Here is a 14,429-nt window from a genome sequence, read left to right as displayed (position 1 = left end):
AAATAACGACGATAAAAATAAAGCGCCGCTATTTTATGGACGTTCAACATTGTCGCACTAGCAATATAAATCGAGGTAACTTGATTTAGGGCAAGGTGATGTGATTCCTTCAGTAATGTCTACCGAGTTGAAGTGTAGAACAGAACAAATTAAAAAACTGGCAACCCGGTAAGTAATTTGCAAGCTGAATAGTCACCGTGCGGATACATACGCTTAAGATTTATCCTGCAGCGCGGAGTAGCGGGTGTGTCATGTTCCTCCCCACCTCGCTATACTGCTGATAACTGAAGGAGAAAGTAGCCACCGAGCGGAGGGGATATGCATCTTGAGCGCGTCGAAATAGTAGGCTTTCGCGGCATCAACCGGTTATCGTTGATGCTGGAGCAAAATAACGTGCTGATTGGCGAAAATGCATGGGGTAAATCCAGCCTGCTGGATGCCCTGACGCTGCTCCTGTCGCCTGAGTTCGATCTCTATCATTTTGTTCGGGAAGATTTTTGGTTTCCGCCCGGGGATGTTCAGGGGCGCGAGCGTCATCTGCATATTATTCTGACCTTCCGTGAAAATGAACCGGGCCGCCATCGGGTCCGCCGCTATCGGCCGCTCAGCAATTGCTGGGTACCCTGCGACGATGGCTATCAGCGAGTGTTCTACCGCCTGGAGGGGGAGCTTGCCGATGATGATAGCGTGATGACTCTGCGCAGCTTTATTAACGGCGAAGGGGAAGCGCTGGAGGTTGAAAATATTGATGAGCTCGCCCGTCACCTGGTGCGGCTGATGCCGGTGCTGCGCCTGCGCGATGCCCGTTTTATGCGGCGGATCCACAACGGTACCGTGCCGCATTCGCCGCAGATCGAAATTACCGCCCGCCAGCTCGATTTTCTCTCCCGTGAGCTGGTGCACCATCCGCAAAATTTAACCGACGGGCAAATCAGACAGGGGCTGTCGGCCATGGTGCAGCTGTTGGAGCACTATTTTGCCGAGCAGAGCAGCGCGCAATCTCGTCACCGCCTGATGCGCCGCCATTCACATGATGAACAGCGCAGCTGGCGCTATCTGGACATCATCAACCGTATGATCGACAAACCCGGCGGCCGTAGCCATCGGGTGATTTTATTGGGGCTCTTTTCCACGTTGTTGCAGGCGAAAGGGACCGTCAGACTCGATCGCGATGCGCGGCCGCTGCTGTTAATTGAGGATCCGGAAACCCGACTGCACCCCATTATGCTATCCGTGGCCTGGCATTTGCTCAATTTGCTGCCGCTGCAGCGGGTGACGACGACGAACTCCGGCGAGCTGCTGTCGCTAACGCCCGTCGAGCATGTGTGCCGACTGGTGCGTGAATCGTCACGGGTGTCGGCCTGGCGGCTGGGGCCTGGTGGAATGAATGCAGAAGACAGTCGACGCATCGCATTTCATATTCGTTTTAACCGCGCTTCATCGCTGTTTGCCCGCTGCTGGCTGCTGGTGGAAGGCGAGACGGAAACCTGGGTTATCAACGAACTGGCCCGCCAGTGCGGCCATCACTTTGATGCGGAAGGGGTGAAGGTGATCGAGTTTGCCCAGTCGGGTTTAAAACCGCTGATTAAGTTCGCCCGGCGAATGGGCATTGAGTGGCACGTGCTGGTGGATGGCGATGAAGCCGGGAAGAAATACGCCGCCACCGTTCGCAGTTTGTTGAATGACGATAAAATGCTGGAGCGAGACCATCTCACCGCGCTACCGGCGATGGATATGGAACATTTTATGTATCGTCAGGGATTCGATGATGTTTATCATCGGGTCGCGCAGCTGCCGATGAATATTCCTATGAATATGCGGCGGGTGATCACCAAAGCGATTCATCGCTCGTCTAAGCCTGACCTGGCGATTGAAGTGGCGATGGAGGCCGGACGTCGCGGCGTTGACGCCATTCCGACGCTGTTGAAAAAAATGTTTTCTCGCGTGCTATGGCTGGCGCGCGGGCGGGCGGATTAGCGGCGACCAACGTTTATCTCTTCGTGCCGGGAGCGATTCCGGCGCGTCTGCATCTGCACGTCACTCAACCTCAGTTAAACAAAAATTAAGCGCAGCTAAAAATGAACGTTATTCTGTTACCGCATTTAGATAGAATTGACGCGGGTTCTGCGGATTAAAACATCAGGAATGGTTATGAAATTAAATGGAAAGCGCAGGAAAATTTGGTGGCTGCTGGCGATTGTCGTGCTGGCCCTCGCCGTCTGGGGATGGCGAATACTGAATGCGCCGCTGCCGCAATATCAGACGCTGGTGGTGCGTAAAGGGGATCTGCAGCAGAGCGTGCTGGCGACCGGTAAGCTGGATGCGTTAAAAAAAGTGGATGTCGGGGCGCAGGTGAGCGGACAGCTCAAAACGCTGCGCGTCGAGATTGGCGACAAAGTGAAAAAAGACCAGCTGCTGGGGGTTATTGACCCGGAGCAGGCGGAAAACCAGATTAAGGAAGTTGAAGCGACGCTGATGGAGCTGCGGGCGCAGCTCAACCAGGCGCGCGCGGAGCGTAAACTCTCTGCGGCGACTTTAGCTCGCCAGCAGCAGCTGGCGCAGCGTCAGCTGGTCTCCCGGCAGGACCTGGACACCGCCGCGACCGACCTGGCGGTGAAAGAGGCGCAAATCGGCACGATTGAAGCGCAGGTCAAACGCAATCAGGCCACCCTGGATACGGCTAAAACCAACCTCGACTACACCAAAATTCTGGCGCCGATGTCCGGGGAAGTGACGCAAATCACCACCCTGCAGGGGCAGACGGTGATTGCCGCCCAGCAGGCGCCGAATATTTTGACCCTGGCCGATCTCAGCACCATGCTGGTGAAGGCGCAGGTTTCGGAAGCGGACGTCATCCATCTCAAGCCGGGGCAAAAGGCCTGGTTTACGGTGTTGGGCGATCCGCTGACGCGCTATGAAGGGACGCTGAAGGATATTCTACCGACGCCTGAAAAGGTTAACGACGCCATCTTCTACTACGCCCGCTTTGAGGTACCGAACCCGCAGGGCATCCTGCGCCTGGAGATGACCGCCCAGGTGCATATTCAGCTTTCGGAAGTCAAAAACGTCATCACCATCCCGCTGAGCGCGCTGGGGGAGGCCATCGGCGATAACCGCTATCACGTGCGTCTGCTACGTACCGGTGAAGTTAAAGAGCGTGAAATCGTTATCGGTGCGCGGAATGACACCGATGTGGCGGTGGTGAAAGGGCTGGAAGAGGGGGATGAAGTCATTATCGGCGAAGGTGCGGCCGGAGCAGCGAAATGACGGCGTTACTTGAACTGCGTGATATTCGCCGCAGCTACCCCTCCGGCGATGGCAACGTTGAGGTGCTGAAAGGTATTACGTTGAGCATTGCCGCCGGCGAGATGGTGGCTATTGTCGGGGCCTCCGGCTCAGGGAAATCCACGCTGATGAATATTCTCGGCTGTCTGGATAAACCCACCAGCGGCACCTATCGGGTTGCCGGAACCGACGTGGCACGTCTCAACGGCGATGAGCTGGCGCGCCTGCGGCGGGAACATTTCGGTTTTATTTTTCAGCGCTATCATCTGCTATCGCATCTCACCGCGGCGCAGAACGTGGAAGTGCCGGCGGTCTATGCCGGAGCGGAGCGCAAAGCGCGGCTGGCCCGCGCCCATGAGCTGCTGGTACGACTGGGGCTTGGCGACCGGGCAGAATATCAACCTTCACAGCTCTCCGGCGGCCAACAGCAGCGGGTGAGTATCGCCCGCGCCCTGATGAACGGCGGGGAAGTGATTCTGGCGGATGAGCCTACCGGTGCGCTGGACAGCCGCTCCGGCGAAGAGGTCATGGGGATCCTTCACCAGCTGAAAGCGCAGGGACATACGGTCATTATCGTCACCCATGACCCGCAGGTGGCGGCTCAGGCTGAGCGGGTCATTGAGATACACGACGGTGAGATCGTGCGTAACCCGCCCGCGTTGAGCTCCGCGCAAGGCGGCGCGCTGCGCCAGCGCACGGCGGCCGAACCGTCGGCATGGCGTCAGTTCAGTAGCGGTTTTCGCGAGGCGCTGGTCATGGCCTGGCGCGCCATGGCGGCGAATAAAATGCGCACGCTGCTGACGATGCTCGGGATCATTATCGGCATTGCATCGGTGGTGTCGATTGTGGTGGTGGGCGATGCCGCGAAGCAAATGGTGCTGGCCGATATCCGCGCCATCGGCACCAATACCATTGATGTTTATCCCGGTAAGGATTTCGGCGATGACGATCCCCGCTATCAGCAGTCGCTGAAGTACGACGATCTGCTTGCTATTCAGAAACAGCTCTGGGTCAGCTCGGCGACCCCTGCGGTCTCCAAAAGCCTGCGTCTGCGGGCGGATAATATCGACGTTGCCGCTAGCGCTGAGGGCGTGGGGGCGCAGTACTTTAACGTTTACGGTATGACTTTTAGCGAAGGCAACACCTTCAACGAACTCCAGCTAAATAGCCGCGCGCAGGTGGTGGTGCTCGATAGCAACGCGCGTCGACAGCTGTTTCCGCACAAAGCGCGGGTCGTTGGCGAAGTGATTCTTGTCGGCAACATGCCCGCGACGGTCATCGGCGTTGCCGATGAAAAACAGTCGATGTTTGGCAGCAGCAAAATTCTGCGCGTCTGGTTACCCTATACCACGATGGCCGGCCGGGTTATGGGGCAGTCGTGGCTGAACTCCATCACCGTCCGGGTCAATGAAGGTTACGACAGCGCGCTTGCCGAGCAGCAGCTGTTACGTCTCCTGGAACTGCGCCACGGTAAGAAAGATGTTTTCACCTGGAATATGGACAGCATCTTGAAAACGGCGGAACGGACCACACATACACTACAGCTGTTTCTGACCCTGGTGGCGGTGATTGCGCTGGTGGTCGGCGGGATTGGCGTGATGAATATTATGCTGGTCTCTGTTACCGAACGCACGCGAGAGATCGGTATCCGTATGGCTGTCGGGGCGCGGGCCAGCGACGTACTGCAGCAGTTTTTGATTGAGGCGGTGCTGGTTTGCCTGGTCGGCGGGGCGCTGGGCGTGACGCTTTCGTTGCTGATTGCCTTCGTGCTGCAGCTGTTTTTGCCCGGCTGGGAAATCGGCTTTTCGCCGCTGGCGCTGCTGACCGCATTTTTATGCTCGACGCTGACCGGAGTGTTGTTTGGCTGGCTCCCGGCGCGCAATGCGGCTCGTCTGGACCCGGTCGACGCCCTGGCACGGGAGTAGCGATAAAAAAATGCCAGTCAGAAGGACTGGCATTTTACTGGCAGGATGTACACAATGAAGCAAAAGAGTTATGCGGCTGTTTCTGTTTCTTCCGCTTCAACAGGGACGATCACGCTGGCGTGATTACCTTTTGGCCCCTGGTGAACATCAAACCGAACCGCTTGTCCGGCTTTTAGCGTTCTGTAACCATCCATCTGGATGGTCGAGTAATGGGCGAAAATGTCTTCGCCGCCGCCCTCAGGGCAGATAAAACCGAACCCTTTGGCATTGTTGAACCACTTAACAGTACCCATTTCCATACTTCGACATCCTTCGTAAATCTTATAAGTAAGATGGAATGAACCGGTAGTGGAGTGACGAGTTGTTCATTTGCTCGCCAACTCTCGCCACTACAATTTAGAGAAATCAGGAAATGCGTCAAGCGATTGACGACCGGGGACGGTGAAAAATGCGTCAAAATTTGAAGCAGTTAACGCTATTGCCGGGGAATGTGACAGACATCGCGGATGGAAGTAATAGATGATAATTATCTATGATCTATTGTAGATTTGTGATGTGCATAGCCTCTGGTCATCGACAGGCCACCGCCTGTTGGCAACAGCAACCGATGATGAACACTGACGATGAGTAAGAGAGACTGGTTGGACTTCGATCAGCTAATCGAGGACGAAGTTAAAGATGCGCTAAAACCGCCATCTATGTATAAAGTGATATTAGTCAATGATGACTACACTCCAATGGAGTTTGTTATTGACGTGTTACAAAAATTCTTTTCTTATGATGTTGAACGTGCAACGCAACTGATGCTGACGGTTCACTATCAAGGTAAAGCGATTTGCGGGGTGTTTACCGCTGAAGTCGCGGAAACCAAAGTATCGATGGTGAACCAATATGCGAGGGAGAACGAACATCCGTTGTTGTGTACGCTAGAAAAAGCCTGAATGCAGGCAATAAACTTGGGGGAGGTGCCTATGCTCAATCAAGAACTGGAACTCAGTTTAAACATGGCTTTCGCCAGAGCGCGCGAGCACCGTCATGAGTTCATGACCGTCGAGCACTTGTTGCTGGCGCTGCTTAGCAACCCTTCGGCCCGCGAAGCGCTTGAAGCGTGTTCAGTGGACCTGGTCGCGCTGCGTCAGGAACTTGAAGCCTTCATCGAACAGACCACACCCGTACTGCCTGCAACGGAAGAAGAGCGCGACACTCAGCCGACGCTGAGCTTCCAGCGCGTGTTGCAACGTGCTGTTTTCCACGTCCAGTCATCCGGTCGCAGCGAAGTGACCGGCGCCAACGTTCTGGTCGCGATTTTCAGCGAACAGGAGTCTCAGGCGGCATACCTGCTGCGTAAACATGAAGTCAGCCGACTTGATGTGGTGAACTTCATCTCTCACGGTACGCGCAAAGACGAGCCGAGCCAGTCTTCCGATAACAGCGGAAGCCAGCCTGGCAGCAGTGAAGAGCAAGCAGGCGGGGAGGATCGTATGGAAAACTTCACCACCAACCTCAACCAGCTTGCCCGCGTAGGCGGTATCGATCCGCTGATCGGCCGCGAGAAAGAGCTGGAACGTGCTATTCAGGTTCTGTGCCGCCGTCGCAAGAACAACCCGCTGCTGGTGGGGGAATCCGGCGTCGGTAAGACCGCAATTGCCGAAGGTCTCGCCTGGCGTATCGTGCAGGGCGACGTACCGGAAGTGATGGCCGACTGCACTATCTATTCACTGGATATTGGCTCGCTGCTGGCTGGCACTAAATACCGCGGCGATTTTGAAAAACGCTTTAAAGCGCTGCTTAAGCAGCTGGAGCAGGATACCAACAGTATTCTGTTCATTGATGAGATCCACACTATCATTGGTGCGGGCGCGGCTTCCGGCGGGCAGGTCGATGCCGCTAACCTGATTAAGCCGCTGCTTTCCAGCGGTAAAATCCGGGTTATCGGTTCGACGACCTACCAGGAGTTCAGCAACATCTTTGAAAAAGATCGCGCGCTGGCGCGTCGTTTCCAGAAAATTGATATCACCGAACCTTCCGTGGAAGAGACGGTGCAGATTATTAACGGTCTGAAGCCGAAGTATGAAGCGCACCACGACGTGCGTTACACCGCGAAAGCGGTACGTGCGGCGGTGGAACTGGCGGTGAAATACATTAACGATCGTCATCTGCCGGATAAGGCGATTGACGTGATTGACGAAGCCGGGGCGCGCGCGCGCTTGATGCCGGTGAGCAAACGTAAGAAAACGGTCAACGTGGCGGATATTGAGTCCGTGGTGGCGCGAATTGCGCGTATTCCTGAGAAGAGCGTTTCCCGCAGCGACCGCGATACGCTGAAGAACCTTGGCGATCGCCTGAAAATGCTGGTCTTTGGCCAGGATAAAGCGATTGAGGCCTTAACCGAAGCGATCAAGATGGCGCGCGCCGGGCTTGGCCATGAGCACAAACCTGTCGGCTCTTTCCTGTTTGCCGGGCCTACCGGGGTGGGTAAAACCGAGGTTACTGTACAGCTGGCGAAGTCGCTGGGTATTGAGCTGCTGCGTTTTGATATGTCCGAATATATGGAACGTCATACCGTCAGCCGCTTAATTGGTGCGCCTCCGGGATACGTCGGTTTCGATCAGGGCGGGCTGCTGACCGATGCGGTTATTAAGCATCCGCACGCGGTACTGCTGCTCGATGAAATTGAAAAAGCGCATCCGGACGTCTTTAACCTGCTGTTGCAGGTAATGGATAACGGTACGCTGACCGATAACAACGGCCGCAAAGCGGATTTCCGCAACGTGGTGCTGGTGATGACCACCAACGCCGGCGTGCGTGAAACCGAGCGTAAATCGATTGGCCTTATCCATCAGGACAACAGTCCGGATGCGATGGATGAGATCAAAAAGATCTTTACGCCGGAGTTCCGTAACCGCCTCGACAACATTATCTGGTTCGATCACCTGTCCACGACGGTTATCCACCAGGTGGTGGATAAGTTTATCGTTGAGCTGCAGGTCCAGCTGGATCAGAAAGGCGTCTCTTTGGAAGTAAGCCAGGAAGCCCGCGATTGGCTGGCCGAGAAAGGCTACGACCGGGCCATGGGCGCGCGTCCGATGGCGAGGGTGATTCAGGACAACCTGAAAAAACCGCTGGCCAACGAGCTGCTGTTTGGCTCACTGGTTGACGGCGGTCAGGTGATCGTTGAGCTGGATAAAGAGAAAAATGCGCTGACCTACGCCTTCCAGAGCGCGCAAAAGCACAAACCGGAAGCGGCACATTAAGTCGCTTACGTGAAACGTCAAAACCGGCCTCAGGGCCGGTTTTTTTATGCCTCTCTTCTGAATCCTTTTATTCGTTTTTTTAACATGTTGATTTTAAATAAAAAAAACCGGTTAAAAATAATATGGCAGAGGAGGTTTATTATTTAATTTCAATAATAACAATATGATGGGGTGCGGTTTGCCCAGTTCACTGCCGTAAAAGCAGCATTCCATCCTTAAATTTCCTGACTTACCGCATAGTCACTCAGCATTTTCACAAAACGCTCAACGGACCACTCTTTGATATCCGATACCTGGCCGTCACCCATCTCGACGAGCCTCAAAGCACCAGCTTCATCATTGATAACATCTATAGAGTAAAAAGGGCTGTTTATACGTGCGGCGATTTCGCTAACCCTGGCAGGAATATCGCCGTTTGCGGCATGAACTTTGCCATCGAGAACAAAGAATCGCCTTTCGCTGGATGTATCAAATTTCTCCACGCGTCTCAGGCAAACTCCTCCTTCAATTTCACCGCGAAACTGTTTAAGCAATGTGATGATTTCATCAATTTCTTGCGCATTGCGAGCGATTGAGCCGCGGGAGGTTGTGAGCGACTTTACATAGTCCTTCACAAAATAAGCAGGCCAACCATATTCCTTAGTGAGGGCAGCAAAGTCAGCATCTTCGCTAGTCACGATGGTTTCTGGCGTGAGATCCCGACAACTTTCATACCAGCCCGGCAAATGGTGGCATTGAAGATATTGCTGGCATGACGTTAATAAGCGAGCGCCTCGCTTTTCCACCGCTCGGGATAAACTTTCGTACTCATCCGGGTGCAGCATCCATCCGCGCCACAGTACCGGCATATTGGCTGAAAAACTGGATGAAAAGCGGTAGTCGCCCAGCGCCACAGCCTCTGATGAGAGTAACAGGCAGGTAATACTGCTTTGGCAGGCATAAGTGTACTCAGCTAAAAACATCTCGTCAGGTTGTGACGGATGAAGCATATCGTTGGGATAGATAATTTGCAGGGCGCTCATTGGGTATCCTTTCTCGCCAGGACAATCCAGCTATTATTTTACGGGCGCAGAGACAGGGCCGTCAAAGCCGAAGAGGGAAACGGCGTGAGAATAAAAGAAATGAAAAGACCGGGAATTATCCCGGCCTTCAGCATCTGGCGCGTTAAGCGCGAAAACGATCAGCGACTACGGAAGACAATGCGGCCTTTGCTCAGGTCGTACGGGGTCAGCTCAACAGTCACTTTGTCGCCCGTCAGAATGCGGATGTAGTTTTTACGCATTTTACCGGAAATATGCGCAGTTACCACGTGACCGTTTTCCAGTTCTACGCGGAACATAGTGTTAGGCAGCGTATCAAGTACGGTGCCCTGCATTTCAATATTGTCTTCTTTGGCCATCTAGTCCTCTGGGGTATCACTACCGTAGTTTTGAACCGGCAAGATAATGCCGAAGTTCAGCAAGTATGTAAAGTTTTACGTCAAATCGCCGAAGTAGTTTTGGCGCATTGCCCGTAATTCACGCGGATAAACCGGGCGACAGGCGCAAACGTAAAGGGGGAGTGACAGAACGATGGGCGTTATCTGACTCTTATTATTCCCAAACGGCGGCGGGGCAACGGGCAGAAGCTACTCTACCGCGCAATTATAACATCCCGACAAAAAATGTGCTGAAAACATTTATGCTTCTCCTGCAAATAGCACCCTTGGCACCCAGAACCGCTCCGGCAGACGATACGTCCGCAGTACGGAGAGATAGTCGAGATAATCGCGGCGAGGAATTTCCACTGCGCCCAACGAAGCCGTATGCTTGTTTAGCACCTGGCAATCGATTAATTTTCCACCATCGTGCATAAACGCCTGGCTAAAGACCAACAGTGCGGTTTTGGAGGCATTTTCGGCTCGGCTGAACATTGATTCTCCGCAAAACAGCGCCCCCTGTGCAACACCGTACATGCCACCCACTAATTCCTCTCCCTGCCACACTTCAACAGAATGAGCGTGCCCCAGCTCATGTAGCTGATGGTATGCCTGAACAATACCCTGCGTTATCCATGTTCCTTCATCACGATGATCGGCGCAGCCTTCAATAACCTGACCGAAGGCGTGATTCAACGTTACGCGATACGGGGAGCGCTGATGAAAACGCTTCATACTGCGGCTGAGATGGAATTTCTCCGGCCACAGTACCGCTCGCGGGTCGGGGGACCACCAGAGAATTGGGTCACCGGGCGAAAACCATGGAAAAATACCGCGCTGATAGGCCATCAGTAACCGCGCCGGGCTAAGATCGCCGCCCAGCGCTAACAGACCATTAGGTTCGCGCAAAGCGCCTTCCGGGGAGGGGAAGGCGATGGAATGATGAGAGAGCTGAACCAGCCGCATTTTTACCTCAACGCATCAGGCAATGATTCAATAGTAGCCTACAGACGCTGCTTAAACTGGTAGTAACGCCCCTGTTCAGCCAGCAATTCTGCGTGACTACCTTGCTCAATAATCTTTCCGTTGTCCATGACTATTATCTGATTAAACCGCGCCAGCCCGCGCAGACGATGAGTTACCATCAGCACGGTTTTTTCACGCATAACTTCAGCAAGTAAATCAAGTATTTGGCTTTCGGTCGTCGCATCAAGGCCTTCAGTAGGTTCGTCCAGCAGCATCAGCGGCGCATCGTGAAGCAGGGCGCGAGCGATAGCCAGCCTGCGCAACTCGCCGCCGGAAAGCTGACGACCACCTTCTCCCAGCCAGCTATTCAGGCCGCTATCTTCCAGCAACCTGGCTAAACCGACGCGTTCAAGCGTTTCTGCAAGCCGGGCATCGCTGGCCCCCGGAGAAGCCAGCAGCAGGTTGTCGCGCAGGGTCGCGCTGAACAGATGTACGCGCTGCGGCACGACGCTCATCGCCTGGCGCAACGTCGCTTCGTTAAGCTGCGTCAGCGGCTGATCATTGAGTAATATCTCTCCCTCCGCCGGATCCCAGGCACGGGTCAGCAGCTGTAACAGCGTCGATTTACCGCAGCCTGTTCGTCCCAGGATGGCGATATGCTGACCGGCCTCGATCTGCAATGATATTTTCTCCAGCGCAGGGGAGGGCTGCTGCGGATAGCTGAAGGTAACCTGATTTAAGCTCAACGAAACGCGATCCAGCTTTTGGCTTTCGCCCTGAGTGAAGGCGACTTCCGGCTCTTGTTCGGTAATTTGCGTGATGCGCTTTGCGGAAGCGATCACCTGCCCCAGATGCTGAAATGCGCCGGTTACCGGCGCCAGCGCTTCAAACGCCGCCAGCGCGCAGAAGACAAACAACGCGATCAGCGCGCCCGGTTGAGTATCGCCGCCAACGCCTGCTGAGGCGAGCCACAGCATAGTAATAACCGCCACTCCGCCAATCAGCAGCATCAGCGCCTGGGAGAGGGCCGTCAGTTCCGCCTGGCGACGCTGCGCATCCAGCCAATGCGCTTCGGTTTTTACCATTTGCTGCCGGTAACGATCGCTGGCGTTGAACAGCATCAGCTCCGCCTGCCCCTGCAGCCATGAGGTCAACTGCTGGCGATACTGCCCGCGGAAATGAGTCATGCTTTCACCGGCGGGCTTACCGGCGCGATAGAACAGCGGCGGCATCACCAGCAGGGTAAGTAGCATAATACCGCCCAGGGTCAGAGCCAGAGTAACGTCCAGTACGCTCAGCCCCACGGTGACGACGAGAATTACCACCAGCGCGCCTACCAGCGGCGATATGACGCGCAGATAGAGATGATCCAGGGTATCGACATCTGCAACCACCCGGTTAAGCAGTTCACCCTGACGAAAACGCGCCAGCCCGGCGGGGGAGAGCGGTAGCAGTTTGCTGAAGGTAAATACCCGCAGATGCTGCAGGACGCGAAAGGTTGCGTCATGGCTGACCAGACGCTCAAAATAACGGCCAGCGGTGCGAATGATCGCCGCGCCGCGTACGCCCGCGGCTGGCAACATATAGTTAAAGCTGTAGATGCCCGCTACGCCAACAACGGCCGATGCCGACAGGAACCAGCCGGATAACGTTAATAAGCCAATGCTGGCCAGCAGCGTAACGATCGCCAGCACGATACCGAGCAGCAGCAGCCATTTGTGTCGTTTGTACAGCGCCAGGTAAGGCCATAATGCGCGCATTTAAATCTCCTCCTGACGATGAGCAAGCAGGGTTGCAAAAGGGCCGCCTGCGGTCGCCAGTTGCGAATAACTGCCTTGTTCAACAATTTGACCATCCTGCATCACCCAGATTGCATCCCAGTTCGCAAGGCCTTCCAGCTGGTGGGTAACCATTAGCGTGGTTTGCTGCGTTGATGCATTGGTCAGCGCCTGCATCACGCGCTGCTCACTATGGGCATCCAGGCTGGCTGCGGGTTCGTCCAGCAGCAGCAGGCGGCAGGGTACCAACAGCGCCCGCGCGACGGCGACACGCTGAGCCTGCCCGACCGACAGGCGACCGGCCTGATCGCCGACAGGCGTGTTAATACCCTGCGGCAGAAGGGAGAGGAACTCGCTGACCCACGCTTTATCCAGCGCAAGCTGTAGCTGTGCTTCGGTGGCATCAGGGCATGACAGCAGGACGTTGTCACGCAGCGTTGCCGCCGGCAGTTGCGGATTTTGCCCTACCCAGCTCAGGAGACGGCGCCAGCGGTCGGCATCCAGACTCTTCAACTCAACGCCATTGACCTTGAGCGAGCCCTCATAGGGAAGAAAACCCGTTAGCGTATTCAATAGCGAGCTTTTACCGGAGCCGCTTTGCCCAACCAGCACCACGCGCTCGCCAGCGCGTAGGGAAAAATTCAGCGGCCCGGCCAGCACTTTACCCTCAGGGGATTTGATCAGCAGGTCGCGGGCTTCGATGCTAATCATTTCATTATCGCTTAATACTTTTTCCCCACGTTCTGGCTGCGCCAGCGGCGTTTCCATAAAGGTCTTCAGGCTATCTGCGGCGCCAATAGCCTGCGCTTTCGCATGATAAAAGGTGCCTAAATCGCGCAGCGGCTGGAAAAACTCGGGGGCCAGAATCAGCGCGAGGAAACCGGCCATCAACGTCACACCGGCGCCGTAGTGGCCAAAGTTGAGCTCTCCCAGATAGGAAAAGCCAAAGTAAACGGCTACCAGCGCAATCGAGAGCGAGGTGAAAAATTCCAGCACGCCGGAGGAGAGAAACGCCAGACGCAGCACTTCCATTGTTCGCTGACGGAAATCCTGAGAAGCCTCGCGTATGTTTTCCGTCTCTGCTTGACCGCGATGAAAAATTCTCAGCGTCTCCATACCGCGCAGGCGGTCGAGAAAATGGCCGCTTAAGCGCGCCAGAGCGAGAAAGTTACGTCGGTTGGCATCGGCCGCTCCCATGCCAACCAGCGCCATAAACAGAGGAATAAGCGGCGCTGTGCCCAACAGAATCAGCGCTGCGGCCCAGTTGATGGGGAAAATAGTGATGACGATCAGTAAGGGAATGCTGGCCGCCAGCGTCATCTGCGGTAAATAGCGAGCATAGTAGTCATGCATATCGTCGATCTGCTCAAGGATCAGCGTGGCCCAGCTGCCTGCGGGTTTCCCCTGTATCCAGGCAGGCCCCGCCTGCTGTAAGCGATCCAGAACCTGGCGGCGAATCTCAACGCGGATATGCTGGCCCGCCTGAAAACCCACTCTTTCACGCAACCAGACAACCCAGGCGCGCAGCACAAAGACCAGCACCAGTAACACAAAAGGCAGCAGCAGCGCCGTGGCGGGAATATTTTCCATAATCATGCGATGAAGGATCCGCGCCAGGAACCAGGCCTGAGCAACGATGAGCAGGCCGCTAACGACGCCCAGGAGACGGGAAATCATCAACCAGCGACGGGAGATAATGCTTTGATCTTTTAACCAACGGGTTAAATCTTGTTGACGGGTTTTATTCATTGCGCGCTTAGCAGGTGTAGTTATGAGTTTTTTGGGCACGGCAATGTTACAACGG

Annotated in this window: 11 protein-coding genes; 5 read left to right on the top strand and 6 right to left on the bottom strand. The window is 55.0% G+C overall.

The features are described 5' to 3' along the window. Positions 1-318: 318 nt before the first annotated feature. From ACSIPU_RS06990 to macB, 3 genes are all read left to right on the top strand, one after another. Positions 319-1,977: an ATP-dependent endonuclease gene (locus ACSIPU_RS06990; protein ID WP_024273968.1), complete on the top strand. Its 1,659-nt coding sequence runs from the start codon at positions 319-321 to the stop codon at positions 1,975-1,977. 174 nt (positions 1,978-2,151) lie between these two features. After that, a complete protein-coding gene (gene macA / locus ACSIPU_RS06985; protein WP_004100624.1) occupies positions 2,152-3,267 on the top strand; it encodes a macrolide transporter subunit MacA in 1,116 nt (371 codons plus the stop codon). After that, positions 3,264-5,210 (top strand): macrolide ABC transporter ATP-binding protein/permease MacB, encoded by a 1,947-nt coding sequence (gene macB / locus ACSIPU_RS06980; RefSeq protein ID WP_016808074.1) that lies wholly within the window; start codon positions 3,264-3,266, stop codon positions 5,208-5,210. The genes macA and macB overlap by 4 nt, the downstream gene beginning before the upstream one ends. A gap of 68 nt (positions 5,211-5,278) precedes the next feature. On the opposite strand, the gene cspD is transcribed toward macB, so the two are convergent. Beyond that, a complete protein-coding gene (gene cspD, locus ACSIPU_RS06975) occupies positions 5,279-5,509 on the bottom strand; it encodes a cold shock-like protein CspD (protein WP_004100627.1) in 231 nt (76 codons plus the stop codon). A gap of 324 nt (positions 5,510-5,833) precedes the next feature. On the opposite strand from cspD, the gene clpS reads away from it, so the two are divergent. Both clpS and clpA read left to right on the top strand, forming a co-directional pair. Beyond that, a complete protein-coding gene (clpS, locus tag ACSIPU_RS06970; RefSeq protein ID WP_004100628.1) occupies positions 5,834-6,151 on the top strand; it encodes an ATP-dependent Clp protease adapter ClpS in 318 nt (105 codons plus the stop codon). 30 nt (positions 6,152-6,181) lie between these two features. Then, a complete protein-coding gene (gene clpA / locus ACSIPU_RS06965) occupies positions 6,182-8,464 on the top strand; it encodes an ATP-dependent Clp protease ATP-binding subunit ClpA (protein ID WP_004100629.1) in 2,283 nt (760 codons plus the stop codon). A 215-nt stretch (positions 8,465-8,679) separates the two neighbouring features. Here the strand turns inward: clpA and ACSIPU_RS06960 are convergent, their stop codons facing one another. The 5 genes from ACSIPU_RS06960 to cydD all read right to left on the bottom strand — a co-directional run bounded on the left by ACSIPU_RS06960 (position 8,680) and on the right by cydD (position 14,374). Further along, on the bottom strand, positions 8,680-9,486 hold the full coding sequence (locus ACSIPU_RS06960) for an ATP-grasp domain-containing protein (protein WP_049090837.1): 807 nt from the start codon (positions 9,484-9,486) through the stop codon (positions 8,680-8,682). Between the two features lie 158 nt (positions 9,487-9,644). After that, the gene (gene infA, locus ACSIPU_RS06955; RefSeq protein WP_002211347.1) at positions 9,645-9,863 is read right to left on the bottom strand and encodes a translation initiation factor IF-1; all 219 of its coding nucleotides are present in this window, start codon (positions 9,861-9,863) and stop codon (positions 9,645-9,647) included. A gap of 279 nt (positions 9,864-10,142) precedes the next feature. Beyond that, entirely contained in the window at positions 10,143-10,847 is a 705-nt protein-coding gene (aat, locus tag ACSIPU_RS06950; protein WP_004111858.1) for a leucyl/phenylalanyl-tRNA--protein transferase, read from the bottom strand. Positions 10,848-10,885: 38 nt separating this feature from the next. Beyond that, a complete protein-coding gene (gene cydC, locus ACSIPU_RS06945) occupies positions 10,886-12,607 on the bottom strand; it encodes a heme ABC transporter ATP-binding protein/permease CydC (protein WP_004100632.1) in 1,722 nt (573 codons plus the stop codon). Then, positions 12,608-14,374, bottom strand: a complete 1,767-nt coding sequence (gene cydD, locus ACSIPU_RS06940; protein WP_004100633.1) for a heme ABC transporter permease/ATP-binding protein CydD — start codon at positions 14,372-14,374, stop codon at positions 12,608-12,610. Positions 14,375-14,429 lie beyond the last annotated feature (55 nt).

Source organism: Klebsiella sp. HN106, from assembly GCF_051209435.1.
GTDB classification, from domain to species: Bacteria; Pseudomonadota; Gammaproteobacteria; order Enterobacterales; family Enterobacteriaceae; genus Klebsiella; species Klebsiella oxytoca.
This window is presented reverse-complemented; position numbering and strand designations above follow the sequence as displayed.